Origin of the sequence: Stutzerimonas stutzeri KOS6, assembly GCF_000307775.2 — a bacterium.
GTDB lineage: Bacteria > Pseudomonadota > Gammaproteobacteria > Pseudomonadales > Pseudomonadaceae > Stutzerimonas > Stutzerimonas stutzeri_B.
This window is the reverse complement of the sequence record NZ_KK020676.1, coordinates 2,253,573-2,278,000: the sequence shown is the minus strand read 5'-3', so window position 1 is coordinate 2,278,000 and position 24,428 is coordinate 2,253,573. Positions and strand designations below refer to the sequence as shown.

21 protein-coding genes and 3 tRNA genes are annotated in these 24,428 nt (G+C 59.4%); 16 read left to right on the top strand and 8 right to left on the bottom strand.

All coding sequences use genetic code 11. The features are described from left to right. Positions 1–54 precede the first annotated feature (54 nt). Positions 55–1,242, top strand: a complete 1,188-nt coding sequence (gene prpF / locus B597_RS38445) for a 2-methylaconitate cis-trans isomerase PrpF (RefSeq protein WP_003294477.1) — start codon at positions 55–57, stop codon at positions 1,240–1,242. Between the two features lie 89 nt (positions 1,243–1,331). Here prpF and B597_RS38440 read toward each other — a convergent pair whose 3' ends face one another. After that, positions 1,332–2,150, bottom strand: a complete 819-nt coding sequence (locus B597_RS38440; protein ID WP_003294478.1) for a posphoenolpyruvate synthetase regulatory kinase/phosphorylase PpsR — start codon at positions 2,148–2,150, stop codon at positions 1,332–1,334. A gap of 154 nt (positions 2,151–2,304) precedes the next feature. Here B597_RS38440 and ppsA point away from each other — a divergent pair, with 154 nt between their 5' ends. The 7 genes from ppsA (at position 2,305) to B597_RS38405 (ending at position 9,298) form a co-directional block, all read left to right on the top strand. Beyond that, positions 2,305–4,674 carry a phosphoenolpyruvate synthase gene (ppsA, locus tag B597_RS38435; protein WP_003294480.1) on the top strand — a complete coding sequence of 790 codons (2,370 nt, stop codon included), beginning with the start codon at positions 2,305–2,307 and terminating at the stop codon, positions 4,672–4,674. A gap of 168 nt (positions 4,675–4,842) precedes the next feature. After that, positions 4,843–5,331, top strand: coding sequence for a ribonuclease E activity regulator RraA (rraA, locus tag B597_RS38430; RefSeq protein ID WP_003294481.1), 489 nt, complete (start codon positions 4,843–4,845; stop codon positions 5,329–5,331). Positions 5,332–5,412: 81 nt separating this feature from the next. Next, on the top strand, positions 5,413–6,408 hold the full coding sequence (locus B597_RS38425; RefSeq protein WP_003294483.1) for a zinc transporter ZntB: 996 nt from the start codon (positions 5,413–5,415) through the stop codon (positions 6,406–6,408). Positions 6,409–6,464: 56 nt separating this feature from the next. Further along, positions 6,465–6,707 (top strand): hypothetical protein, encoded by a 243-nt coding sequence (locus B597_RS38420; RefSeq protein WP_003294484.1) that lies wholly within the window; start codon positions 6,465–6,467, stop codon positions 6,705–6,707. A gap of 2 nt (positions 6,708–6,709) precedes the next feature. After that, a complete protein-coding gene (locus tag B597_RS38415) occupies positions 6,710–7,534 on the top strand; it encodes a mechanosensitive ion channel family protein (RefSeq protein ID WP_003294485.1) in 825 nt (274 codons plus the stop codon). Positions 7,535–7,618: 84 nt separating this feature from the next. Beyond that, positions 7,619–8,209 carry an RNA polymerase sigma factor SigX gene (gene sigX / locus B597_RS38410; protein ID WP_024162222.1) on the top strand — a complete coding sequence of 197 codons (591 nt, stop codon included), beginning with the start codon at positions 7,619–7,621 and terminating at the stop codon, positions 8,207–8,209. 99 nt (positions 8,210–8,308) lie between these two features. Continuing rightward, complete coding sequence (locus tag B597_RS38405; RefSeq protein ID WP_024162221.1) at positions 8,309–9,298, top strand: OmpA family protein; 990 nt, start codon at positions 8,309–8,311, stop codon at positions 9,296–9,298. Between the two features lie 276 nt (positions 9,299–9,574). Here B597_RS38405 and acnB read toward each other — a convergent pair whose 3' ends face one another. Further along, entirely contained in the window at positions 9,575–12,184 is a 2,610-nt protein-coding gene (gene acnB / locus B597_RS38400) for a bifunctional aconitate hydratase 2/2-methylisocitrate dehydratase (RefSeq protein ID WP_003294489.1), read from the bottom strand. A gap of 396 nt (positions 12,185–12,580) precedes the next feature. Here acnB and B597_RS38395 point away from each other — a divergent pair, with 396 nt between their 5' ends. Further along, positions 12,581–13,057, top strand: a complete 477-nt coding sequence (locus tag B597_RS38395; protein ID WP_003294490.1) for a DUF1289 domain-containing protein — start codon at positions 12,581–12,583, stop codon at positions 13,055–13,057. Between the two features lie 35 nt (positions 13,058–13,092). Here the strand turns inward: B597_RS38395 and B597_RS38390 are convergent, their stop codons facing one another. Next, complete coding sequence (locus B597_RS38390) at positions 13,093–13,953, bottom strand: universal stress protein (RefSeq protein WP_003294491.1); 861 nt, start codon at positions 13,951–13,953, stop codon at positions 13,093–13,095. Between the two features lie 177 nt (positions 13,954–14,130). On the opposite strand from B597_RS38390, the gene B597_RS38385 reads away from it, so the two are divergent. Continuing rightward, entirely contained in the window at positions 14,131–14,736 is a 606-nt protein-coding gene (locus tag B597_RS38385; RefSeq protein ID WP_003294492.1) for a MiaE family protein, read from the top strand. Here B597_RS38385 and lpxH read toward each other — a convergent pair. Then, a complete protein-coding gene (lpxH, locus tag B597_RS38380; RefSeq protein WP_003294494.1) occupies positions 14,733–15,455 on the bottom strand; it encodes a UDP-2,3-diacylglucosamine diphosphatase in 723 nt (240 codons plus the stop codon). The two genes, B597_RS38385 and lpxH, sit on opposite strands and share 4 nt — an antisense overlap. Next, a complete protein-coding gene (locus B597_RS38375; protein ID WP_003294495.1) occupies positions 15,452–15,946 on the bottom strand; it encodes a peptidylprolyl isomerase in 495 nt (164 codons plus the stop codon). Before B597_RS38375 ends, lpxH begins: the two co-directional genes overlap by 4 nt. Before the next feature lie 342 nt (positions 15,947–16,288). On the opposite strand from B597_RS38375, the gene B597_RS38370 reads away from it, so the two are divergent. Further along, entirely contained in the window at positions 16,289–17,956 is a 1,668-nt protein-coding gene (locus tag B597_RS38370; protein ID WP_003294497.1) for a glutamine--tRNA ligase/YqeY domain fusion protein, read from the top strand. Continuing rightward, complete coding sequence (cysS, locus tag B597_RS38365; protein WP_003294498.1) at positions 17,956–19,341, top strand: cysteine--tRNA ligase; 1,386 nt, start codon at positions 17,956–17,958, stop codon at positions 19,339–19,341. Before B597_RS38370 ends, cysS begins: the two co-directional genes overlap by 1 nt. Before the next feature lie 57 nt (positions 19,342–19,398). Here the strand turns inward: cysS and folD are convergent, their stop codons facing one another. Next, positions 19,399–20,253: a bifunctional methylenetetrahydrofolate dehydrogenase/methenyltetrahydrofolate cyclohydrolase FolD gene (folD, locus tag B597_RS38360; protein WP_003294500.1), complete on the bottom strand. Its 855-nt coding sequence runs from the start codon at positions 20,251–20,253 to the stop codon at positions 19,399–19,401. A 273-nt stretch (positions 20,254–20,526) separates the two neighbouring features. Here folD and B597_RS38355 point away from each other — a divergent pair. The 4 genes from B597_RS38355 (at position 20,527) to B597_RS38340 (ending at position 22,828) form a co-directional block, all read left to right on the top strand. After that, positions 20,527–20,603: transfer RNA gene (locus tag B597_RS38355), tRNA-Arg, on the top strand. A 32-nt stretch (positions 20,604–20,635) separates the two neighbouring features. Then, a tRNA-His gene (locus B597_RS38350) sits at positions 20,636–20,711 on the top strand. A gap of 52 nt (positions 20,712–20,763) precedes the next feature. Beyond that, positions 20,764–20,848: transfer RNA gene (locus B597_RS38345), tRNA-Leu, on the top strand. Positions 20,849–22,201: 1,353 nt separating this feature from the next. After that, a complete protein-coding gene (locus tag B597_RS38340) occupies positions 22,202–22,828 on the top strand; it encodes a response regulator transcription factor (protein WP_031323572.1) in 627 nt (208 codons plus the stop codon). A gap of 5 nt (positions 22,829–22,833) precedes the next feature. Here B597_RS38340 and B597_RS38335 read toward each other — a convergent pair whose 3' ends face one another. Beyond that, on the bottom strand, positions 22,834–23,280 hold the full coding sequence (locus tag B597_RS38335) for a response regulator (RefSeq protein ID WP_192939406.1): 447 nt from the start codon (positions 23,278–23,280) through the stop codon (positions 22,834–22,836). 264 nt (positions 23,281–23,544) lie between these two features. Next, the gene (locus B597_RS46535) at positions 23,545–24,234 is read right to left on the bottom strand and encodes a DUF6901 family protein (RefSeq protein ID WP_024162218.1); all 690 of its coding nucleotides are present in this window, start codon (positions 24,232–24,234) and stop codon (positions 23,545–23,547) included. Between the last annotated feature and the right edge of the window lie 194 nt (positions 24,235–24,428).

Below are 24,428 nucleotides of genomic sequence, written 5' to 3'. Positions count from 1 at the left end.
CGGTGAAGCGCGATCCACCCTACGGTCCATTCATTTTTCAGCCAGGAGTCACTCATGGCTCATCAACCTCAAATCAAGATTCCCGCGACCTACATGCGCGGCGGCACCAGCAAGGGTGTGTTCTTCCGGCTGCAGGACCTGCCGGAGAGCTGCCAGGTGCCGGGCGCTGCGCGCGACAGGCTGTTCATGCGCGTGATCGGCAGCCCCGACCCGTACTCGGCGCACATCGATGGCATGGGCGGCGCCACGTCGAGCACCAGCAAATGCGTGATTCTGTCGAAGAGCAGTCGGCCCGATCACGACGTCGAGTACCTCTATGGTCAGGTGTCGATCGACAAGCCCTTCGTCGACTGGAGCGGCAACTGCGGCAACCTCTCAACCGGCGCCGGTGCATTCGCCCTGCATGCCGGCCTGGTCGACCCGTCGCGCATTCCCGAGAACGGTACCTGTGTGGTGCGCATCTGGCAGGCCAATATCGGCAAGACCATCATCGCTCATGTGCCGATCACCAGCGGGCAAGTGCAGGAAACCGGCGATTTCGAGCTGGACGGCGTGACCTTTCCGGCTGCCGAGATCGTGCTGGAGTTCCTCGACCCGTCCGACGATGGCGAGGAAGGCGGCTCGATGTTCCCTACCGGTAACCTGGTGGATGATCTTGAGGTTCCCGGCATCGGCACGCTCAAAGCGACCATGATCAGTGCGGGCATCCCGACGGTTTTCGTCAATGCCGAGGACATCGGCTATCAGGGCACGGAGCTGCGTGAAGACATCAACGGTAATCCAGAGGCGCTGGCGCGTCTGGAGTCGATTCGTGTGGCCGGTGCGCTGCGGATGGGCTTGATCAAGACCGCGGAGGAGGCGCTGACCCGCCAGCACACGCCGAAGGTTGCGTTCGTTTGCCGGCCGAAAAGCTATCGTGCGTCTTCCGGCAAGAACATCGAGGCGGGCGAGGTCGATCTGCTCGTCCGTGCATTGTCCATGGGCAAGCTGCACCACGCCATGATGGGCACCTGTGCGGTGGCCATCGGCACGGCGGCGGCGGTGCCCGGTACGCTGGTGAACCTCGCTGCAGGCGGTGGCGAGCGCCAGGCCGTGCGCTTCGGGCATCCATCCGGGACCTTGCGGGTCGGTGCCGAGGCGAAGCAGATCGCCGGCCAGTGGACGGTTACCAAAGCGATCATGAGTCGCAGCGCGCGCGTGCTGATGGAAGGCTGGGTACGTGTGCCGGGTGACGCGTTCTGATGTGCTTCAGCCGAAAAGCGAATTCTTCCAGCTGAAAAACGCAAAAAGTCCGCACCAAGCGGACTTTTTGTTGTCTAGCGAAGCGGCACTTATTTGAGTCGACGCTCGACGCCTTTCTCCACGAGGATCTTCGCCGAGATTTCCTCGACGGAGAAGTGGGTGGAGTTGATGTAGTTGATGTTCTCGCGGCGGAACAGGCTTTCCACTTCGCGAACTTCGAACTCGCATTGGGCGAAGCTGGCGTAGCGGCTGTTGGGCTTGCGTTCGTTGCGAATGGCGGCCAGGCGGTCCGGATCGATGGTGAGGCCGAACAGCTTGTCCTTGTATTCCTTGAGAACGCTGGGCAGCTGCAGGCGCTCCATATCATCTTCGGTCAATGGGTAGTTGGCGGCGCGTATGCCGTACTGCATCGCCATGTACAGGCAGGTCGGTGTCTTGCCGCAGCGTGACACGCCGACGAGGATCAGGTCGGCCTTGTCGTAGTAGCGTGTGCGGGCGCCGTCATCGTTATCGAGGGCGAAGTTGACCGCTTCGATGCGCTCCATGTAGTTGGTGTTGTGGCTGATGGAGTGGGATTTACCGACGGAATAGGAGGAACGTGACATCAGCTCATGTTCCAGTGGAGCAAGGAACGAAGAGAAGATATCGATCATGAAGCCATTGGATTCGGCGAGAATGTCACGAATTTCCTGGTTCACCAGCGTGTCGAAGATGATCGGCCGGCCACCGTCCTTTTCCGCGGCATTATTGATTTGCTGTACCATGGCCCGCGCTTTTTCCGCGGTGTCGATGTACGGGCGGGTCAGTTTCGTGAAAGTGATGTTCTCGAACTGTGCCAGAAGACTCTGGCCCAGGGTTTCCGCGGTGATGCCTGTGCCGTCAGAAATGAAGAAAGCAGTTCGTTTCATGTGCCTTGGGCCTTAAGTCGAGAACGGTTCCCAGCTATAGTAGGCCCTTCGCCGAGCCCGGTTGGCGGGCATTGTTACTTATTTTGCAGGGCCGGGCCACAGTCGTGCCGCCTGGCTCCGGTTGAGTTTCCAACACTAATGTGGAGAGATCACCTTGGTAGAGTACGTAGTTTCCCTCGATAAGCTCGGCAATCATGACGTTGAGCGTGTAGGGGGCAAGAACGCCTCCCTGGGCGAGATGATCAGCAACCTCGCAGGCGCGGGTGTTTCGGTGCCTGGCGGTTTCGCCACTACGGCCCAGGCCTATCGTGATTTCATGGAGCTCAGCGGTCTCAACGAGCAGATCCATGCGCTTCTCGATGCGCTGGACGTGGATGACGTCAACGCCCTCGCCAAGGCCGGTTCGCAGATTCGCGGCTGGGTCATGGACGCTGAATTCCCGCCCCAACTGGATGCCGACATCCGCACCGCATTCGCGGAAATGTCCGGCGGCAATGACAACATGGCGGTCGCGGTACGCTCCTCGGCCACAGCCGAAGACCTTCCGGATGCCTCTTTCGCCGGCCAGCAGGAAACCTTCCTGAACATTCGTGGGGTGGACAACGTGATCCGCGCCACCAAGGAAGTGTTTGCATCGCTGTTCAACGATCGCGCCATCGCCTACCGCGTGCATCAGGGCTTCGACCACAAGCTGGTTGCCCTGTCTGCCGGTGTGCAGCGCATGGTTCGCTCGGAAACCGGCACTGCCGGCGTCATGTTCACTCTGGATACCGAATCCGGCTTCCGTGACGTGGTATTCGTCACCGGCGCCTACGGCCTGGGTGAGACCGTTGTCCAGGGTGCGGTGAACCCGGACGAATTCTATGTTCACAAGCAGACGCTGGAAGCCGGGCGCCCGGCCATCCTGCGTCGCAACCTGGGCAGCAAGGCGATCAAGATGATCTACGGCGCTGAAGCCAGCGCTGGCAAGTCGGTCAAGACCGTCGATGTCGATCAGGCCGATCGCATGCGCTTCTGCCTGAGCGACGAAGAAGTGAGCAATCTCGCCAGGCAGGCGATGACCATCGAGAAGCACTATGGGCGTCCGATGGACATCGAGTGGGCCAAGGATGGTGACGATAATCAGCTGTATATCGTCCAGGCACGGCCGGAAACCGTAAAAAGCCGCAGCAGCGCCAACGTCATGGAGCGCTACCTGCTGAAGGAAAAGGGCACCGTACTGGTCGAAGGCCGTGCCATTGGCCAGCGCATCGGCGCCGGCCCGGTCAAGGTCATTCACGATGTCAGCGAGATGGACAAGGTCCAGCCGGGTGACGTGTTGGTCTCCGACATGACCGATCCGGACTGGGAGCCGGTGATGAAGCGCGCCAGCGCCATCGTCACCAATCGTGGCGGACGTACCTGCCACGCTGCGATCATCGCCCGTGAGCTGGGGATTCCTGCGGTGGTTGGCTGCGGCAACGCCACCGAGCTGCTGAAGGACGGTCAGCGGGTGACCGTTTCCTGTGCTGAAGGCGATACCGGGCTGATCTTCGATGGCGAGCTGGGCTTCGACATCCGCCAGAACTCCATCGACGCCATGCCGGAACTGCCGTTCAAGATCATGATGAACGTCGGCAACCCCGACCGCGCCTTCGACTTCGCCCATCTGCCCAACGAAGGTGTCGGCCTGGCCCGTCTGGAGTTCATCATCAACCGCATGATCGGCGTGCACCCCAAGGCGCTGCTGAACTTCGACGGTCTGCCGGCCGACGTGAAGAGCAGTGTCGAGAAGCGCATCGCCGGCTATGGCGATCCGGTCGACTTCTACGTAGAAAAGCTGGTCGAAGGGGTCAGCACCCTGGCTGCTGCCTTCTGGCCGAAGAAGGTCATCGTGCGCCTGTCGGACTTCAAGTCCAACGAGTACGCCAACCTGATCGGCGGCAAGTTGTACGAGCCGGAAGAAGAGAACCCGATGCTCGGCTTCCGCGGTGCTTCGCGCTACATCAGCGACTCGTTCCGTGATTGCTTCGAGCTCGAATGCCGAGCGATGAAGAAGGTCCGCGATGTCATGGGCCTGACCAACGTCGAGCTGATGGTGCCTTTCGTGCGTACCCTGGGCGAAGCCTCGCAGGTCATCGATCTGCTGGCCAGGTACGGGCTCAAGCGCGGCGAGAACGGTCTGCGGGTCATCATGATGTGCGAGCTGCCGTCCAACGCCCTGCTGGCTGACGAATTCCTCGAGTTCTTCGACGGCTTCTCCATCGGTTCGAACGACATGACTCAGTTGACGCTCGGCCTGGACCGCGACTCCGGCATCATTGCCCACCTGTTCGACGAGCGTAATCCGGCGGTGAAGAAGCTGTTGGCCAATGCCATCCAGGCGTGCAACAAGGCTGGCAAGTACATTGGTATCTGCGGCCAGGGTCCGTCGGATCATCCGGACCTGGCCAAGTGGCTGATGGAGCAGGGCATCGAAAGCGTGTCCCTGAATCCGGACTCTGTACTCGATACCTGGTTCTTCCTCGCCGATCGTGAGATCTGACGGGGTCGGGCTGTAACGAAACGGGGCGTGAGCCCCGTTTTCGTTGGTGCCGCCGATATCATTGATGCCGGACGTCCGTTCCGCCGCTTGTGCGTAGCCGTTAACATGTCGCACCTTTGGTTGTACGGCTGGATGTTCGACCGCAATCCCTAGCAGAAGGAGCTTCCCATGCAATACGTCACGCCTGATCTGTGCGATGCCTACCCTAACCTGGTACAGGTCGTCGAACCGCTGTTCAGTAACTTCGGCGGCCGCGACTCCTTCGGCGGGGAGATCGTGACTATCAAGTGCTTCGAGGACAATTCGCTGGTCAAGGAGCAGGTCGATGTCGACGGCACCGGCAAGGTGCTGGTAGTCGACGGCGGTGGCTCGCTCCGTCGCGCGCTGCTTGGCGACATGCTCGCCGAAAAGGCGTCGCGCAACGGTTGGGAGGGGCTGGTCATCTACGGTTGCGTGCGGGACGTGGACGTACTTGCGCAAACCGAGCTGGGTGTTCAGGCGCTGGCCAGTCACCCGATGAAGACCGACAAGCGTGGGATTGGTGATCTCAACGTGCCGGTGACGTTCTGCGGGGTGACGTTCCGTCCCGGCGAATACGTGTACGCCGATAACAACGGCATCATCGTTTCGCCCGAGCCGCTGTCAATGCCGGAGTAATGCCGGCGATTGACGATGAGCACGTCATTTTCTTTGGCCCGGCTACGCCGGGCTTTTCATGAGTAGCGACGGAACGGATTGATGCAGGACACCGATAGTGAGCAGTATGGCTTGATTCATGCCTTGCTCCTCGATGGTAGCGGGGGTGGCCGGCCGCTCGCCTACGCGGATCTGGCCGGGCTTCAGCTTGCGGCCCAGGAAAGCATCTGGCTGCATTGGGATCGCAGCCGCCCTCGCGCCCAGGACTGGTTGCGCAGGCACAGTGGCCTGAGCGCATTCGCCTGCGACGTACTGCTTGAGGAGAACACTCGTCCGCGAATGCTGACCCTGCCGCGGGAGGAGCTGTTGTTGTTTTTGCGCGGGGTCAATCTGAATCCCGAGGCAGAGCCGGAAGACATGGTTTCCGTGCGCGTATTTGCCGATCCTCAACGAGTCATTTCCCTGCGGCTGCGCCCCCTGCGCTCCACCGAGGTGGTGATTCGGCTTCTGTCGGAGGGTCGGGGGCCGAAATCCGCCTCCGAGCTCCTGTTGTATCTGGCCGAGGCCATGACCGATCGCGTCGATGATCTGGTCACGCAACTGTCCGAGCGTATCGATGCCGAGGAAGAAGCGCTCGAGGGCAACGAGCGGTATACGCCGGAACATGACTCGATGCTGTCGTTGCGACGTCAGGCGGCAGGTTTGCGGCGCTTTCTGCTTCCCCAGCGCGAGCTGTATGGCCAGCTTACCCGGCATGGGCTGAGCTGGTTTGTCGAGGATGATACCGAATACTGGAATGAGCTCAGCAATCGGCTCATTCGCTATCTGGAGGAGCTGGATATGGTCCGCGAGCGGATCAATCTGGTGCTCGAATCAGAGCAGCGCCGGCTCGGTGAGCGAATGAACCGCACGATGTATCTGCTTGCTATCATCACCGGCTTTTTCCTGCCTCTCAGTTTTCTTACCGGCCTGCTCGGGATCAATGTGGGCGGGATTCCGGGTGCCGAGTTCCCCTATGGTTTCCAGGTTGCCTGCCTGCTGATCGGAGGCATAGCGCTGCTGCAATGGTGGATGTTGCGGCGTCTTCGCTGGCTCTGAATGTGACTCCCGACCGACCATAGACCGTCTAGGCGACATACTTTAGCGAGGTTTGCATGCGCGATCCCTTTGAAGAATCCCTGCGAGATCTGCTCAACAAGCCTTCGGTGCATGACGACGATGCTTGCCTGGGGCGTGTGCTCAAGACCGCCAACCGGCAGGTGGGCGCCGGAGATCTGTTCGCTTTGGCGGGGCGTTGGCTCGAAGCATTGATGATGGCCGTCAATAGCGGCTCGCGGCATCTGGCGCCGGTTTCTCGCCGGGCAGACTCCACCCATTCATTCGATAAGGCTGATTGATCATGGAATTCAATTCCTGGACCCAAAGTCTGCTGTCGGCGATGAGCTCGCTCTGGGCATCTGTTGCGGCCTTCATTCCCCGGCTGTTCGGTGCTTTGATCGTCGTATTGCTCGGATTCGTGGTGGCCAAGCTGCTCGATACGCTGCTTTCCAAGGTGCTCGCCAAGCTAGGGCTGGACCGGCTCATGGCCGGCACGGGTCTCACCAAGCTGCTGAGCCGGGCAGGTATCCGTATCCCGGTTTCCGCACTGATCGGCAAGGTGGTCTACTGGTTCGTCCTGCTGATATTTCTGGTTTCTGCCGCCGAATCGCTGGGGCTCGAACGCGTTTCTGCCACGCTCGACATGCTGGCCCTCTATGTTCCGAAAGTATTCGGGGCCGCGTTGATCCTGCTGGCCGGCGTGCTGCTGGCGCAATTGTTGAGCGGGCTTGTTCGCGGCGCCGCCGAAGGTGTCGGCTTGGACTATGCCACCGGTCTTGCGCGAATGGCGCAAGGTCTGGTCATCATCATCAGTATCTCCGTGGCGATCGGCCAGCTCGAGGTCAAGACCGAGCTGCTCAATTACGTGATTGCCATCGTGCTGATCACGGTCGGCCTGGCTGTGGCCCTGGCTCTCGGCCTTGGCAGTCGTGAACTGGTAAGCCAGATTCTGGCAGGCATCTATGTGCGCGAATTGTATGAAGTAGGGCAAACGGTTCGATTGGCCGAGGTGGAAGGGCAGATCGAGGAAATTGGCACGGTGAAGACGCTGCTGCTGAGCGATGATGGAGAGCTGGTGTCGGTGGCCAACAAAGTGCTGCTGGAGCAGCGAGTCGGCAGCCGTTAACCTTGCGGATCTGCTAAAGTACGTCGCCTTTTTTCCGGTTTCCATGAATGGCGGCCGAGACTTTGATTGCCGGCTCGAAGCGTCTTGACTAAAACCCCAACGTCCACATCGCGCTACGACCCCCGCCAGCTCAGTGATGAAGAGCTGGTGCAGCATGCTCATGTCGAGCTGTTTCATGTTACCCGTGCTTATGAAGAGCTGATGCGTCGATATCAGCGCACGTTGTTCAATGTATGTGCGCGCTACTTGGGTAACGAGCGAGACGCCGATGATGTCTGTCAGGAAGTAATGCTCAAGGTTCTATACGGCCTCAAGAACTTCGAGGGCAAGTCGAAGTTCAAGACGTGGCTATATAGCATCACGTATAACGAGTGTATTACCCAATATCGCAAAGAGCGTCGCAAGCGGCGCTTGCTCGATGCGCTCAGCCTGGATCCACTCGAAGAAGCATCGGAGGAGAAGGCTCCCAGGCTTGAAGAAAAGACCGGTCTGGATCGCTGGTTGGTGCATGTAAACCCGATCGATCGCGAGATCCTGGTGTTGCGTTTTGTTGCTGAACTCGAGTTTCAGGAAATCGCCGATATCATGCACATGGGGCTAAGCGCGACGAAGATGCGTTACAAGCGCGCGCTGGACAAGCTCCGGGAAAAATTTTCCGATCAAATTGAAACTTAACCCCGGAAACTTGTCTTACTCGTAGCGAACAGCTTGGGCATACATGCAGCCGGGTTCCTTAGATTGTTCTGATTCTAACCACCAGATGGGGATTTACGGATGAAACTTAAAAACACCTTAGGCGTCGTAATCGGTTCGATGGTCGCCGCGACTTCTCTCAGCGCGCTGGCCCAAGGACAGGGCGCCGTAGAGGTGGAAGCGTTCGGTAAGCACTATTTCACCGACAGCTCGCGCGACGTACAGCGTGACGGCGAGCTCTACGGCGCTGGCGTCAGCTACTTCCTTACCGACGATGTTTCGCTGGGTCTTTCCTATGGCGAATATCATGATCTGACTTCCGAAGAGCCCGGTGCCGACGGCAGCCACAAGAACATCAAGGGCAGCCTGACTTCCCTGGATGCCGCCTATCACTTCGGTGCGCCTGGTGTAGGCCTGCGTCCGTACGTCTCCGCTGGTGTCGCTCACCAGAGCATCGGTCAGGCTGCCCGTAGCGGTCGTGACAGCAGCACCTTCGCCAATGTGGGTACCGGCCTGAAGTACTACTTCACCGAAAACTTCTTTGCCAAGGCCAGCGTCGACGGTATGTACAACATCGATGCGGACGAAGCCGAGTGGATGGCTGGCGTTGGTGTCGGCCTGAATTTCGGTGGCGGTGCTCGTCAGGTGGCAGCCGTCGAGCCGACCCCAGAACCGGCCCCGGCTCCGATCGTCGACAACGAGCCGGAGCCTGCTCCGGAACTGGTCCGTGTTGAATTGGACGTCAAGTTCGATTTCGACAAGTCGCGCGTTCGTGAAGAAAGCTACAGCGACATCAAGAACCTTGCCGACTTCATGCAGCAGTATCCGCAGACCAGCACCACCGTCGAAGGTCACACCGACTCCGTCGGTACTGATCAATACAACCAGCGTCTGTCCGAGCGTCGTGCCGAAGCCGTGCGCAACGTTCTGGTCGAAGAGTATGGTGTGGAAGGTGGTCGCGTGAGCTCGGTAGGTTATGGCGAGTCTCGTCCGGTTGCCGACAACGGTACCGATGAAGGTCGCCAGATCAACCGTCGCGTTGAGGCAGAAGTGGAAGCTCAGGTTCAGTGATCTGAGTTAGCTACGCAAAGAAAAGCCCGGCTAGTCCGGGCTTTTCTTTGCCCGTAGAAAAAGCGCTATCGCTAGCGGGCAATCCATACATCGTCATGATGCTTCACCCTGAGGCGAGGGCCGGCTGCGTGGTCGTCGAGCGCTGCTGTAGCAGAGTGTGTGCCGATCTGCGTAGGCGCTGATTGCCGCTCTGGCGATAGAGGGAAGGCGGCATTTGAAGAAAAGCCAAGCATAAAAAACCCCGCCGAAGCGGGGTTTTCTCATTGCCCTACAGCGTCAGACCTCGACGACCTTGATCTTGGCCTTTTCCGCAGCGTCGCGGAACTCGGCGATCTGGTCGAAGGACAGGTAGCGATAGATGTCGGCAGCCATGCTGTCGATGTTCTTCGCGTACTCCATGTACTCCTCGACGGTCGGCAGCTTGCCGGTGATGGAGGCTACGGCCGCCAGCTCGGCAGAGGCCAGGTAGACGTTGGTGGCGTCACCCAGACGGTTCGGGAAGTTACGGGTCGATGTAGAGACCACGGTAGAACCGGTCTGTACACGAGCTTGGTTGCCCATGCACAGCGAGCAGCCCGGCATTTCCATGCGCGCGCCGGCCTTGCCGTAGATGCCGTAGTAGCCTTCTTCGGTCAGCTGGTGAGCGTCCATCTTGGTCGGTGGAGCCAGCCACAGACGGGTCGGGATGCCGCCCTTGACCTTGTCGAGCAGCTTGCCGGCAGCGCGGAAGTGGCCGATGTTGGTCATGCAGGAGCCGATGAAGACTTCGTCGATCTTCTCGCCAGCTACGGTGGAGAGCAGGCGGGCGTCGTCCGGGTCGTTCGGTGCGCAGAGCACGGGCTCTTTCACTTCGGACAGGTCGATTTCGATCACGGCAGCGTATTCGGCGTCCTTGTCGGCTTCCAGCAGTTTCGGATCGGCAATCCATGCTTCCATCGCCTGAGCGCGGCGCTCCAGGGTACGGGCATCACCGTAACCTTCGCTGATCATCCAGCGCAGCATGGTGATGTTGGACTTCAGGTACTCGGCGATCGAGTCTTCCGGAAGCTTGATGGTGCAACCGGCGGCCGAACGCTCGGCGGAGGCGTCGGACAGTTCGAACGCCTGTTCGACGGTCAGCTGGTTCAGGCCTTCGATCTCGAGAATGCGGCCGGAGAAGATGTTCTTCTTGCCTTTCTTCTCGACGGTCAGCAGACCCTGCTGGATGGCGTAGTAGGGGATGGCATGAACCAGGTCGCGCAGGGTGATGCCAGGCTGCATCTGACCCTTGAAGCGCACCAGTACGGATTCCGGCATGTCCAGCGGCATGACGCCAGTGGCGGCAGCGAAGGCTACCAGGCCGGAACCGGCCGGGAACGAGATGCCGATCGGGAAGCGGGTGTGCGAGTCACCACCGGTGCCGACGGTATCCGGCAGCAGCATGCGGTTCAGCCAGCTGTGGATGATGCCGTCACCCGGACGCAGGGACACGCCGCTGCGGTTCATGATGAAGTCCGGCAGGGTGTGGTGGGTGTTGACGTCGATCGGCTTAGGGTAGGCAGCGGTGTGGCAGAAGGACTGCATGACCAGGTCGGCGGAGAAGCCCAGGCAAGCCAGGTCCTTCAGTTCGTCGCGGGTCATCGGGCCGGTGGTGTCCTGGGAGCCGACGGTGGTCATCTTCGGCTCGCAGTAAGTGCCTGGGCGTACGCCCTGGCCTTCCGGCAGACCGCAGGCGCGACCGACCATCTTCTGCGCGAGGGTAAAGCCCTTGCCGCTGTCGGTCGGCGCTTCCGGCTTCTTGAACAGAGTGGACGGAGCCAGGCCCAGTTCGGCGCGAGCTTTCTCGGTCAGGCCGCGGCCGATGATCAGCGGAATACGGCCACCAGCGCGGACTTCGTCCAGCAGGACATCGGTCTTCAGTTCGAAGGTGGTGATGACTTCTTCGGTGCCATGCTTGCAGACCTTGCCGGCGTACGGGTAGACGTCGATCACGTCGCCCATGGCCAGGTTGCTGCAGTCGAATTCGATCGGCAGGGCGCCGGCATCTTCCATGGTGTTGTAGAAGATCGGGGCGATCTTGGTGCCGAAGCAGAAGCCGCCAGCGCGCTTGTTCGGTACGTAGGGGATGTCGTCACCGAAGAACCACAGCACGGAGTTGGTGGCGGACTTGCGCGAAGAGCCGGTGCCGACCACGTCGCCAACGTAGGCAACCGGGAAACCCTTGGCCTTCAGTTCTTCCATCTGCTGGATCGGGCCGACGGATCCCGGTGCGTCCGGGTTGATGCCGTCGCGGGCCATCTTCAGCATGGCCAGTGCGTGCAGCGGGATGTCGGGGCGCGACCAGGCGTCCGGAGCCGGCGACAGGTCGTCGGTATTGGTTTCGCCAGTCACTTTGAATACGGAGAGGGAAACTTTCTCGGCAACGGCCGGACGGTTGGTGAACCACTCGCCCTCGGCCCAGGACTGCATGACGGCCTTGGCATTCTCGTTGCCGGCCTTGGCCTTTTCGGCCACATCGTGGAAGGCATCGAACATCAGCAGCGTGTGCTTCAGTTGCTCGGCGGCAACGGCGCCCAGTTCGGCGCTGTCCAGCAGTTCGACCAAGGTGGAGATGTTGTAGCCGCCCTGCATGGTGCCCAGCAGTTCGACGGCGCGCTGCTTGCTCAGCAGCGGCGAGGAGGTTTCACCCTTGGCCAGGGCGGACAGGAAGCCGGCCTTTACGTAAGCGGCTTCGTCGACGCCAGCGGGGACGCGATTGGTGATCAGGTCAACGAGGAATTCTTCTTCGCCGGCCGGCGGATTCTTCAGAAGCTCGACCAGGCCAGCGGTTTGCTCGGCGTTCAGCGGCTGGGGCACGACGCCCTGGGCGGCACGCTCTTCTACGTGTTTGCGATAGGCTTCAAGCACAGTTTTTACCCTCATCATTGGTCCCTTGGGTGTTTCGGGACGCGCATCCGGAAGCTGTTTTCAAAGTTTTACGCCGGACGGGCGAGACCGGATGGGCAGGAAACAGTCAGTTCTGCCCATCCGGCACGCAGCCGGTTCAACTGTGCTCGTGACGCTTTGAAAACAGCTTCGTATGGACTGTGGCGCCAAAAACGGCGGGCCGATTCTACTGGAAACGCCCTGCAAAGTTAAGTCGAGCACCGGCGGAGGAGGCTGGCGCAAGTGTATCCGCCGCGGCTGGCGATATGCTCTGCAGGCCGCTCGCTCTGGCCTTTGGAGTGTTCTTCGAGCGAACACGGGTGACCCTGGTTGGACAAAAGTCTAAGATGCCCAACCCTCCTGTAGCCTGCTTCGCCCATGTCCACTCAGCGTATCAAGACCCCTTGCATAGGCCTCTGCTCGACGGTGTACGGCGATGTCGTCTGTCGCGGCTGCAAGCGCTTTCATCACGAAGTGGTGAACTGGAATGCCTACGGTGAGCAGGAGAAGCGTGCCGTATGGCGCCGTCTGGAAATTCTCCTGGCGCAGGTGATGGCGGCCAAGCTCGAAGTCTTCGACGCGCAGCTGCTGCGGCAGCAGTTGGAAAACAGGCAAATTCGCTTCGTGGCCGCGCAGTCGCCGTATTGTTGGGCTTATCAGCTAATAGCGCGCGGTGCCCGGCTCATCCAGCAAATCGAAGCGTACGGGGTCGTCTTGATGCCGGAGTTCCGTGATTGGGCGCTTCCTGAGTTGCGCGATGCCATTGATCGGGAGTTCTTTCTGCTCTCCGAGGCGCACTATGAGCGCTACATCGCTCCGCTATTCTTGCGTGAGGGCATGGACCTGAGGGTCTGAAGCCGAAAGCCTCCATCGAGGCTTTCGTTCGTGGGTCAGTGGCGCACCAGATCTTCGAGGTGGTCGATGATGTCATCGGGTTTGAGTACGAGGACATCGCTCTCCAGTGTGTCGAGTACGACTTCTGCCGTGTTGCCCATCAGAGCGCCGGAAAATCCTGTCCGCGCCACGGTTCCGATGACGGTCACCACCGCCTGGAGTTGATGGCAGACGCGCGGAATCAGTGCATCGGCAGGGCCTTCCTCGACATGTAGCTGGGCGTCCGGAATGTCGAATTCTTCCTGGAATTGCTTGCAGGCATTCCGGTATCGCGCCTCGATGGTTTCCTTGAGTTGAAAAGCTGGATCGGCAGCGGAAAGCATGGCCGAGGGGTGGGCGCTGATGACGTGGAGTTTGCCGTCAGCGAGGCGGGCGATCTCATAGCCGTGGTTGACGATGGTGGCGTGAAGTGTACGATGTTTGAGGTCGGCGTTGCCGACATCCACCGCGGCAAGAATGTTGCCCCCCATCCATGACTTGTCGGTTTTCACCATCAGCACCGGGCAGGGGCAGTAGCGCAGCAGTTTCCAGTCTTCCGGGGTGAGCAGCGCACGCTTCAGCGGGTTGTCGGGGACGTGCTGCTTGACCACCAGCCCGCAACCTTCTGCCTGCTGTACGGTGATGATGGTCTGGTGAACGCTCTCGTGCCATGCCTGCTGCGTGGTGACCTCATGGCCCTCGCTTTTCAGTTGCTCGCACAGTGTCGCCAGATGCCCGCTGTGATCGTGCCTGGAATCGCAGGCCAGCAGGTGCAGGCGCGACTGGCTGACGCTCGAGATCAGGCGGGCACGTTTCAGCGCCAGTTCTTGTGGCTGGATCGGGTCTATTACCACGAGGATGCAGCGAATGGCTTGCATGATCGGCTCCATGTCCTGATGCGGGTTGCTCAACTATAGACAAGCCTGCGGGACCAGCCGTGATGTATATCAAGCAAGGCTGGTGGCAATGCGCGGCATTCGTATAATGCCCGCCGCACGTCGGGCAGGGCCACGAGGTCCGCCCGCTATCATGTTCCTGAATATGCAAGGTTCGACATGCTTCCTGATCTGAACGACTTTCTCGGTTGTGTCACCCCGGCGGCCTGGTTGGACGCGGCGCTGCTGAATCAGGACATCATGCTGATTGACCACGGCAACTGTGAGAAGAAGGCGGCAGGCGCGGCGTTTCAGCTGATGTTCCGCTACGTCGACAAACCGGATCTGCAAAACAAGATGTCGCGCCTGGCGCGAGAGGAGTTGCGTCATTTCGAGCAGGTGCTGGCGATCATCCGTCGCCGCGAGATTGCCCTGCGCAACGTTGGGTCGTCCCGCTATGCCGCCGGCCTGCGCGAACTGGTGCGCAATCACGAGCCCTACCGGCTGACCGATACGCTGGTCATCGGTGCGTTCATCGAGGCGCGGTCCTGTGAGCGCTTTGCAATGCTGGTTCCGTACCTGGACGAGGAGTTGGGCAAGTTCTACAACGGCCTGCTCAAGTCGGAAGCGCGCCACTTTCAGGATTACCTGAAGCTGGCGTATCAGTACGGCGAAGCTGCTGATGTCGATTCGACGATCATCCGGGTGCGAGAGCGAGAGCGCGAGCTGATCGAGAGTCCGGACGCGGAGTTTCGCTTTCACAGCGGCGTGCCGCTGGCGGCTTAGCTTAGATCGAACGGTGCCTGGTGGTAGCCGTTTTCATCCACCTGTAGCGCCCAGCCCTGTCGGTCCCAGTCGCCGAGCACGATGCGACGGGCGGCGTGGCCGTCGACATTCAGTTCGTGCGTGGCCGGGCGATGGGTATGACCGTGGATCAGTGTCCGTACGCCGTGCTCGGTCAGCATGCGCGGAATCATTTCCGGTGTGACATCGATGATGTCGGTGGCTTTCATGCGTGTCTGCGTGCGGCTTTCGTTGCGCAGTTTGCGCGCGAGTTTTCGCCGGGTGCTCAGCGGCAGATTGCGCAGGATGAACAGGCTGAGCGGATTGCGTAGTGCGCGCCGCAGGCGCATGTAGTTTTCGTCACGGGTACACAGGCTGTCGCCGTGCATCAGCAGAACGCGTTCGCCATCGAACTCGACCACGCTGGGGTCGGCGAGGAGTTCGCAGCCGGCTGTGCGACAGAAGCGCTTGCCCAGCATGAAGTCTCGATTGCCGTGCATCAGATAGATGCGCGTGCCGCGATCACTCAGGGCCCGGAGCGCCTGGGCGATCTTTTGCTGGAAGGGCGTCATTGCATCGTCGCCGATCCAGACTTCGAAGAAGTCGCCCAGGATGTACAGTGCTTCGGCCCGGCTGGCGCGTGTCTCGAGAAAATGCAGAAACGCCCGGGCGATATCCGGGCGTTGCTCTTCGAGATGCAGATCCGAGATCAGCAGGATCACTCGACGATCTCGGCCTTCTCGATCACTACGTCTTCCACCGGAACGTCCTGGTGACCGGACTTCATGGTGGTTGCCACGCCCTTGATCATCTCCACCACATCCATGCCTTCGGTCACTTCACCGAACACGGCGTAACCCCAACCCTGAACGGTCGGAGCGCTGTGGTCCAGGAAGTCGTTGTCCTTGACGTTGATGAAGAACTGCGCGGAGGCGGAATGCGGCTCCATGGTACGGGCCATGGCCAGGGTACCGGTCTTGTTCGACAGGCCGTTGTTGGCCTCGTTCTTGATCGGTGCGCGGGTAGCCTTTTGCTTCATGCCTGGCTCGAAACCGCCGCCCTGGATCATGAAGTTGCTGATCACGCGATGAAAGATGGTGCCGTCGTAGTGACCGCTCTTCACGTATTCCTTGAAGTTGGCAGTGGTTTCCGGGGCCTTGTCTTCGAACAGGTTGACGGTGATGACGCCGTAATTGGTGTGCAGTTTGATCATCGGGAGGGATTCCGTTTTCGTTGGGCAGGCCAGGAGTGGGACGGGCCGCTGCGAGGCTCGTCGATACCGAGTGCCGCCAGTCGCTGATGGCAGTGCCGCCTGGGCGCATTGCTCTGTCAGGGGGGTGACGGGTCCGCTATGATAGGCGCTTTGATTTGGTCGGCCTACCCTGAGAGGGTATTTACGAACTGCTGCGCTCGGCCACGGTATTGAAACCAGCCTCAAAATGCTCATGTACAACCTGTACATTCCGCTTATTCGGCTGATTTCGCTTTGTCTGACCATCGCTCGCTACTTTGTAAACCTCTCCAAGCCGCACACTCGCTGATCGTTAAGGACATCATGAGCAAGCCCGAGACTCCCGCCGCAAGCAACTTTCTCCGCCCGATCGTCCAGGCCGACCTGGATTCCGGCAAGCACGCCAAGATCGTCACCCGTTTCCCGCCGGAACCCAACGGTTACCTGCATATCGGCCATGCCAAGTCGATCTGCCTGAATTTCGGCCTGGCGAAGGAGTTCGGCGGGGAGTGCAACCTGCGCTTCGATGACACCAACCCGGCCAAGGAGGACCAGGAGTATATCGATGCGATCAAGAGCGACGTGCAGTGGCTGGGCTTCCAGTGGGCCGGCGAGGAACGCTATGCCTCCAGCTACTTCGATCAGTTGCATGAGTGGGCAATCCAGCTGATCAAGGCTGGCAAGGCCTATGTCTGCGACCTGACGCCGGAGCAGGCGCGCGAGTACCGCGGCAGCCTGACCGAGCCGGGCAGGAACAGCCCGTTTCGCGAGCGCACCGTGGAGGAAAATCTCGACCTGTTCGCGCGGATGAAGGCCGGCGAGTTCCCGGATGGCGCGCGTGCGCTGCGGGCGAAGATCGACATGGCCTCGCCCAACATGAACCTGCGCGACCCGATTCTCTATCGCATCCGCCATGCCCATCATCACCAGACCGGTGACAAGTGGTGCATCTACCCCAGCTACGACTTCACCCATGGTCAGTCGGATGCCATCGAGGGCGTTACCCACTCGATCTGCACCCTCGAGTTCGAGGATCACCGTCCGCTGTACGAGTGGTTCCTGGCCAGCCTGTCGGTGCCCTCCCAGCCGCGCCAGTACGAATTTGCCCGGCTCAACCTGAACTACACCATCACCAGCAAGCGCAAGCTTAAGCAATTGGTTGACGAGAAGCACGTCCACGGTTGGGACGATCCGCGCATGTCGACGCTTTCGGGCTTCCGTCGTCGCGGCTACACGCCGGCCTCGATCCGTAACTTCTGCGACATGATCGGTGTGAATCGCGCTGGCGGCGTGGTGGACATCGGCATGCTTGAATTCGCCATTCGCGAGGATCTTGACGCCAACGCAGCGCGCGCGATGTGTGTGCTCAAGCCGCTCAAGGTGGTGATCACCAACTACCCGGAAGGAAAGGTCGAGAACCTCGAGCTGCCGCGCCATCCCAAGCAGGACATGGGCGTAAGGGTGCTGCCGTTCAGCCGCGAAATCTACATCGACGGCAGCGATTTCGAGGAGGTTCCTCCGGCAGGGTTCAAGCGGTTGATTCCGGGCGGCGAAGTCCGCCTGCGCGGCAGCTATGTCATTCGTGCCGATGAGGCGGTGAAGGACGAACAGGGCAATATCGTCGAATTGCGCTGCTCGTACGACGAGAACACCCTCGGCAAGAATCCGGAGGGGCGCAAGGTCAAGGGCGTGATTCACTGGGTGCCGGCTGCCGAGAGCGTCGAGTGCGAGGTGCGCCTGTACGATCGCCTGTTCCGCTCGGCCAATCCGGAAAAGGACGAGGAGGGCGGTAGCTTCCTCGACAACATCAATCCCGAGTCGCTGGTTGTGCTCAAGGGTTGCCGTGCCGAGCCGTCACTCGCCAGCGCCGCCCCGGAAGAACGCTTCCAGTTCGAGCGCGAAGGCTATTTCTGCGCCGACATGAAGGACAGTAAGCCAGGCGCTCCCGTGTTCAACCGCACCGTCACGCTGCGTGACTCTTGGGGTCAATGATGGCGCTGTCGATCTACAACACGCTGACCAAGAGCAAGGAAGCGTTCCGCCCACTGGAAGGCAACAAGGTGCGCATGTACGTCTGCGGCATGACGGTCTATGACTTCTGCCACATCGGTCATGCACGGGTGATGGTCGCGTTCGACGTGATCACCCGTTGGCTGCGCCATCGCGGGTATGACGTGACCTACGTGCGCAATATCACCGACATCGACGACAAGATCATCCGTCGCGCCAGCGAGAACGGCGAGCCGTTCCAGGCCCTAGTCGAGCGCATGATCGCCGCCATGCACGAAGACGAAGCCCGCCTCAACGTATTGCGTCCGGACCTCGAGCCGCGTGCCACAGACCACATCGCCGGCATGCACGCGATGATCCAGACGCTGATCGGCAAGGGCTTCGCCTATGCGCCGGGTAACGGCGACGTCTACTACCGGGTCGGCAAGTTCGTCGGTTACGGCAAGCTGTCGCGGCGCAAGATCGAGGATCTGAAGATCGGTGCGCGCATCGAGGTCGACGAGGCCAAGGAAGACCCTCTGGATTTCGTGCTCTGGAAGGGCGCCAAGCCGGGCGAGCCGAGCTGGGATTCGCCTTGGGGTGCCGGGCGTCCGGGCTGGCACATCGAGTGTTCGGTGATGTCCACCTGCTGCCTGGGCGAAACCTTCGACATCCATGGCGGTGGTCCGGACCTGGTGTTCCCGCACCACGAGAACGAGATCGCGCAGAGCGAGGCGGCCACCGGCAAGCAGTACGCCAATGCCTGGATGCACGCTGGTGCGGTGCGCGTCGACGGCGAGAAGATGTCCAAGAGCCTGGGCAACTTCTTCACCATTCGCGAAGTGCTGGAGAAGTACCATCCGGAAGTGGTTCGCTACCTGCTGGTTTCCAGCCACTACCGCAGCCCGATCAACTACTCAGAAGAGAGCCTCAAGGAAGCCAAGGGCGCCCTGGAGCGTTTCTACAACGGCCTGAAAGGCTTGCCAGAGGCTCAAGCGGCTGGTGGCGAGGCCTTTGTCGAGCGCTTCGGTGCGGCGATGGACGACGACTTCAACTCGCCGGAGGCCTGCGCCGTGCTGTTCGAGATGATTCGCGAGGTCAATCGCCTGCGTGAGTCCGACGTGCCGGCCGCGGCCGGCCTGGCTGCCCGGCTCAAGCAACTGGCAGGTGTGCTGGGCGTGCTGCAGCTCGAACCGGAAGCCTTCCTGCAGGCCGGTGCGGCAGGGAAGGTCGATGCCGCCGAGGTCGAGGCACTGATCGCTGCGCGGCTCACGGCGCGGGTGGAGAAGAACTGGGCCGAGTCCGACCGTATCCGTGACCAGCTCGCCGCCATGGGCGTGGTGCTGGAGGATGGCAAGGGCGGGACGACCTGGCGCCTGGCTGACTAAGAATGCGGAAAACAAGAACGGCACCGAAAGGTGCCGTTCTTGTTTCAGTGCTCGCCGTCAGTGGTGCAGATGCTCGGCTGCATGCAGGGTGTTTTCCAGCAGGCAGGCGCGGGTCATCGGCCCTACGCCACCGGGAACCGGGGTGATCCAGGCGGCGCGTTCGCTGGCAGGGCCGAATTCCACGTCACCGAGCAAGCGGCCATCGGCCTGGCGGTTTATGCCGACGTCAATGACGATCGCGCCTGGCTTGATCCACTCACCCTTGACCAGCCCCGTGATGCCGGTGGCTACCACCACCAGATCGGCACGCCGAACGTGCTCTTCGAGGTTGCGGGTGAAGCGATGGGTCACAGTGGTAGTGCAGCCAGCCAGCAGCAACTCCAGCGCCATCGGCCGGCCGACGATGTTCGATGCCCCCACGACGACAGCATCCAGGCCGTGCAGATCGACGCCAGTGCTCTCCAGCAACGTCATGATTCCCTTCGGGGTGCAAGGGCGCAGCAGTGGCATGCGCTGGGCGAGGCGGCCGACGTTATAGGGGTGGAAGCCATCCACATCCTTGTCCGGGCGGATGCGCTCGAGCAACTGCGAAGCGTCGAGATGCCTGGGCAGCGGTAACTGCACGAGTATGCCGTCGATCGACGGGTCGTCGTTGAGCTGATCGATCAGCGCCAGCAGATCCTCCTGGCAGGTATTGCTGGGAAGATCATGAGCGACGGAGTGGAAGCCCACTTCTTCGCAGTCCTTGCGCTTGTGCGCCACGTAAACCTGGGAAGCTGGGTCGCTTCCCACCAGAATCACGGCGAGGCCGGGGGCGCGGAGCCCTTGGGCGCGACGTTCGGCAACACGACCGGAGATCTGTTGGCGAATGTTGGCAGCAATCGTTTTACCGTCGATCAGTTTTGCGGTCATGACGCTTGGTTAACCATTGGAGAGGACTTGGAGAGGGCGCGTATTCTCGCATGTCGGAGCGATACGGCAAAGGCGAAGCAGCCATCACCTCCTGTAACTCCTTTATCTAAATGAAATTTTTTTAAATTTGCTGTTGACGAGTGTGGGCAGTCTCTATAACATTCGCCCCGCTTGTCGAGCACAGCCTGCTGCTGGGTAAGATGGCTTTCGAAGGAGGCGACTTCTTCAATAGCCGGAGCTTCAAGTCTGCGCTCCGAACAGAATGCAGATAAAGCGCCCGTAGCTCAGCTGGATAGAGCATCCGCCTTCTAAGCGGATGGTCGCAGGTTCGAGTCCTGCCGGGTGCGCCATTTCGGGCTCTGGCACAAGCAAATGCAATATGGTGGGCGTAGCTCAGTTGGTAGAGCACAGGATTGTGGCTCCTGGTGTCGAGGGTTCGATCCCCTTCGTCCACCCCATATTCCAGAGAACGCCAGGCGCTGCCTGGCGTTTTCGTTTAAGTCCTGCTTGGCGGACGTGGTGAAATTGGTAGACACACCAGATTTAGGTTCTGGCGCCGAAAGGTGTGAGAGTTCGAGTCTCTCCGTCCGCACCATGCAACAAGCTGAAAGCCCCGCATTGCGGGGCTTTCGCGTTTCTGGTCGGGCGAAAATGTGTGGACCATTAGCGCGCCATGCTTGCGTCGATCAGGACGCTGGTGGGGGACTGTCCGCCTCCACCAAGTCATCGATGTAACGCTCACCTGGCCTGGGGTGGCGGTTGTGGTGCCGAGGCGCAGACGCACGTGCCGGGCCTTCTCGAGGCGGATGTGGGGCGTGGATTTGTCCGGTCGCTTCTGCCTTGAATCTTTATCGCGTCGTGGTTCTTGGCGGTTTTCCTTCCAGGCGTGAATGGGTGGGGCGGCGCGCAAGAACTTGCCAGTTCATGGTCGATGGCTTGCACGCCTGAGCGAATGGCGGGGCTGGGTTGGCGCATCGCCGGCCGATGCAAGGAGAGAAGGAATCAGGATTGCTCTTTCCAGGCCGGCCAGAAGCAGTTCGCTCACTAGATTCATGGCATCAATCGTACTTTCAGGTCCTCTCGTTCAAAGGTCGCGAAGCGATCAATAGTCCCAGTGCGTTCGCATCGAGCCAGCCCCGAATTCGACTACTTTGCGCTGCGCGACATACCTGCATTGTTGAAGATCGATCCAGGCGGGGCGAGATTGCGCAAAAATGAGGATCACCATCTCGGAGGTGGAGGGCGAGTCCGATTTCCAGCAGGGTTAGCGCAACGTCTTTCTCGCAACGCCCTGGTCACGATTCATCGCCTGGCGCTGCGTCGTCCGAAGCGCACCTTCAGCGGTAGCCAGATCGTTGCGACGCAAGCGTGCAGGTCTGCCTTCGGTAGCTGCACGGATGCCTGGCGGTTGAAGATTCTATGCTGGCAGCTGCGATCCAGTGCGCGGTGGGCAGGTTCGCGGCATTCGTAAGGAGGGCGGACTTTAAAGCTTAGGAAGAAAAAGTATCGCGTGGCTGCGGGGCAAATGCCACCTGGCGTTCTGCTCAATGGATGTCCGTTGAATTTGTAGGTATCAATACCTATCTTATGTAGGTATTAATGCCTATTTTTTACATGATTAAGAGTGATAAAGCGCTATCCTTAAAGTCATTTTATCTTTCGAGTAAGCCTTGGATGTTGATTCAGCCTTTCTAGAATGCATAGGGGGATGGATGGTCGGTCCTGTCTGGCTGGCTCGACGGATCCTCGGTTAAAACGAAATATCCTCAGCTTCTACATCGCGGGACCGGTTAGGCCGGTTCGCAAGCCTCCCGGCGTCATAAAAAGCGCAGAAGGAACGAGTGGGCGATCATGGTTGCGCTACCATCCTTGAACGGGGTGGCTAGTTTCTAATGGCGGCCAGCGTAACTACGTCCTCAATGATTACTTGGCGCCATAATTAATTCATATGACTATTGTGCAGCCTGACCGTATTTCCAAAGCCACGATTCATGTTGTTGACGATGACCATGGTGTTCGTGAATCACTTTACCGACTGCTATACCGCGCAGGTTATGAGGTTAAGTTGTATAGCAGTGGCGGTGCGTTCCTGCAGGGCTATGATGGTGCTCCAGGTTGCGTGATCCTGGATCTGGTAATGCCTCATATGCGCGGCGAAGTCCTGCTGGAGGAAATACTGCGCCGGCAGCTGAATGTCGCCGTACTTGTTCTAACCGGGCACGCTACTGTCGAGTCGGCTATTCGGGTGATGCGGGCGGGGGCATTTGATTTGCTGGAAAAGCCGTTTGATGCTTCCCAGTTGTTGTTGATTTTAGGGCAGGTGCTGGACAGGGCTCGGCCATTCTTCGCTCGTCGTGCGCTGGCGCAGGATTACCAGCAGCGATTGGCAACGCTGACCCCTAGTGAGCGTAAGGTCATGGATCTCATGTTGGCTGGGTTGACCAGTCAGGAGATTGCCGACCGGCGGGGTAACAGCAAGAAGACGATCGATATTCATCGCGCGCGAGTCATAAAGAAAATGTGTGTCGGATCTACTGCGGAGTTGATCAAATGCAGCATCGTGTTAGGTGGCTGATATATTCAATTCGCATATTTCAGGGGGGGGCGTCTCTCCTGGTCACGTTGTTTTTTTAGCGCTTCACGTATGGCGTACTCAAGATCATTTGTAAAGTAAGGCTTGTGCAGCGCAATTGCATCAACATTGATGGCGTGGATAGGATTGCCAGATGCAAGTATGGCAGCAACCCGCGGATGATATTTTATAATGCGTTCGATTAGCTCGCCGCCTGTCATTTGGCGCATGGAGAAGTCAGTGATGACCAGGTCGATTGCTTTTTCGTCAAGCAACTGAACAGCCTCTTCACCTGATTCGACCTCGATGTATTTATGGCCTAGTTCGTCCAGCATGGAGCCGGTTGTCAGGCGTACTAGCGGGTCATCTTCCACGACTAGAATGGCTAGCTGTTCTGCTTTTTTTTCCTTTTGGTCGCTTGTCTCGCGATTGAATTTTCCATTCTCACTCTCCAAAATCGCAAAGCCTCTACATCCATCCGGCATGCTTGCCAGTGGAGTATTGATTGCCTTGCTCGGCTATAGGTATTGCTTCTTATTTTTTGTGCAAGTGCTCGCAGCGTAAGGTCTGCAGGTTGATGGGGCGCTGCGTCGTTCATGCCTACTGTTCACTAAAGGCCGGGGCTTTCAGATAGTCCAATCTGATGGTCGTAGGGTAAGTGTGTCCACTCAGACTTGCTTTGTTGGAAATTTTGTAGGTCTTATCGTTGAGGCGGCATGTCAGCTGGTATACGTCGAGAAATATTCATCAAGTTCGCCTTCGTATCTTTCCAGTGAGTTGATGGTTGAGGATGCGAGCAGGTCGAGCAACACCAGCCCGTTGAGGCTGGAGTCTTCCCGGGCAGCTTCTCTCAAGCGGCTCGCCATGGCTCTGTTCACTATTCGAAGTTTTTTATAGGCGTCCTGGAGGCCGGAAAGTGACCAGTCTGCAGATAGGTTGCGCTGTGCACGCAAATGCTGCCCCAGTAAGTAAATGCTCATGGACCTTAATAGTGTTTCTTCATCATCGCTGAAAGGCTGATGGAACCAAACCATCGGCCGTAGAAAATCGGTGTGTGGACATCCGCTGGTTGCACCAATGGCACCCAGCAAGGATCCGAGGGCGCGCTGAAGCGTAGTTGTTTGTGAAATGGTCCTGCCCCGGAAGCGCACTGTCGCTTCCACGTCCGTAAAGGACGGTCGATGGCCCAAAAGCTTTAGTGGGGCTTCCAGTCCTGCGGCGAACGGGCAGAGCATCTGGTCACTGGGGTTCAGTGGACAATTTTGGCACTGGTGAAAACCGAGATGCGTCCATTCGGCGGGCGTTGCGCAATGACTAGATTGATCCGGCATTACGATATGCTCGACGGACTCTCCGTCCGGAAAGACGAATCGGTAGTAGATCCACTTGGGATTAGGTTTTTTTGTCATGACTGCGTGGGTCTCTTTGCATTTGACTGTATTCGATGATGTCGGTTTGATACTAATATTGATGGTGCGGGCTTCTAGCGTTATGGGCTCGTATCCTGGTTTGGCTTGGGTTCCCGTGTGCGGCTAGCGGAGTAGGGGAAATGAACAAGAATATACCGGAGCTTTTTGGTGCCCTTGTAGGCCAGATCGACTTA

Bases quoted from the DNA above. Each gene is read 5' to 3' on its own strand.
- prpF (WP_003294477.1), top strand. From the start codon at position 55: ATGGCTCATCAACCTCAAATCAAGATTCCCGCGACCTACATGCGCGGC.
- B597_RS38440 (WP_003294478.1), bottom strand. From the start codon at position 2,150: ATGAAACGAACTGCTTTCTTCATTTCTGACGGCACAGGCATCACCGCG.
- rraA (WP_003294481.1), top strand. From the start codon at position 4,843: ATGCAATACGTCACGCCTGATCTGTGCGATGCCTACCCTAACCTGGTA.
- B597_RS38425 (WP_003294483.1), top strand. From the start codon at position 5,413: ATGCAGGACACCGATAGTGAGCAGTATGGCTTGATTCATGCCTTGCTC.
- B597_RS38420 (WP_003294484.1), top strand. From the start codon at position 6,465: ATGCGCGATCCCTTTGAAGAATCCCTGCGAGATCTGCTCAACAAGCCT.
- B597_RS38415 (WP_003294485.1), top strand. From the start codon at position 6,710: ATGGAATTCAATTCCTGGACCCAAAGTCTGCTGTCGGCGATGAGCTCG.
- B597_RS38405 (WP_024162221.1), top strand. From the start codon at position 8,309: ATGAAACTTAAAAACACCTTAGGCGTCGTAATCGGTTCGATGGTCGCC.
- B597_RS38395 (WP_003294490.1), top strand. From the start codon at position 12,581: ATGTCCACTCAGCGTATCAAGACCCCTTGCATAGGCCTCTGCTCGACG.
- B597_RS38390 (WP_003294491.1), bottom strand. From the start codon at position 13,953: ATGCAAGCCATTCGCTGCATCCTCGTGGTAATAGACCCGATCCAGCCA.
- B597_RS38385 (WP_003294492.1), top strand. From the start codon at position 14,131: ATGCTTCCTGATCTGAACGACTTTCTCGGTTGTGTCACCCCGGCGGCC.
- B597_RS38375 (WP_003294495.1), bottom strand. From the start codon at position 15,946: ATGATCAAACTGCACACCAATTACGGCGTCATCACCGTCAACCTGTTC.
- B597_RS38370 (WP_003294497.1), top strand. From the start codon at position 16,289: ATGAGCAAGCCCGAGACTCCCGCCGCAAGCAACTTTCTCCGCCCGATC.
- cysS (WP_003294498.1), top strand. From the start codon at position 17,956: ATGGCGCTGTCGATCTACAACACGCTGACCAAGAGCAAGGAAGCGTTC.
- folD (WP_003294500.1), bottom strand. From the start codon at position 20,253: ATGACCGCAAAACTGATCGACGGTAAAACGATTGCTGCCAACATTCGC.
- B597_RS38340 (WP_031323572.1), top strand. From the start codon at position 22,202: ATGACTATTGTGCAGCCTGACCGTATTTCCAAAGCCACGATTCATGTT.
- B597_RS46535 (WP_024162218.1), bottom strand. From the start codon at position 24,234: ATGACAAAAAAACCTAATCCCAAGTGGATCTACTACCGATTCGTCTTT.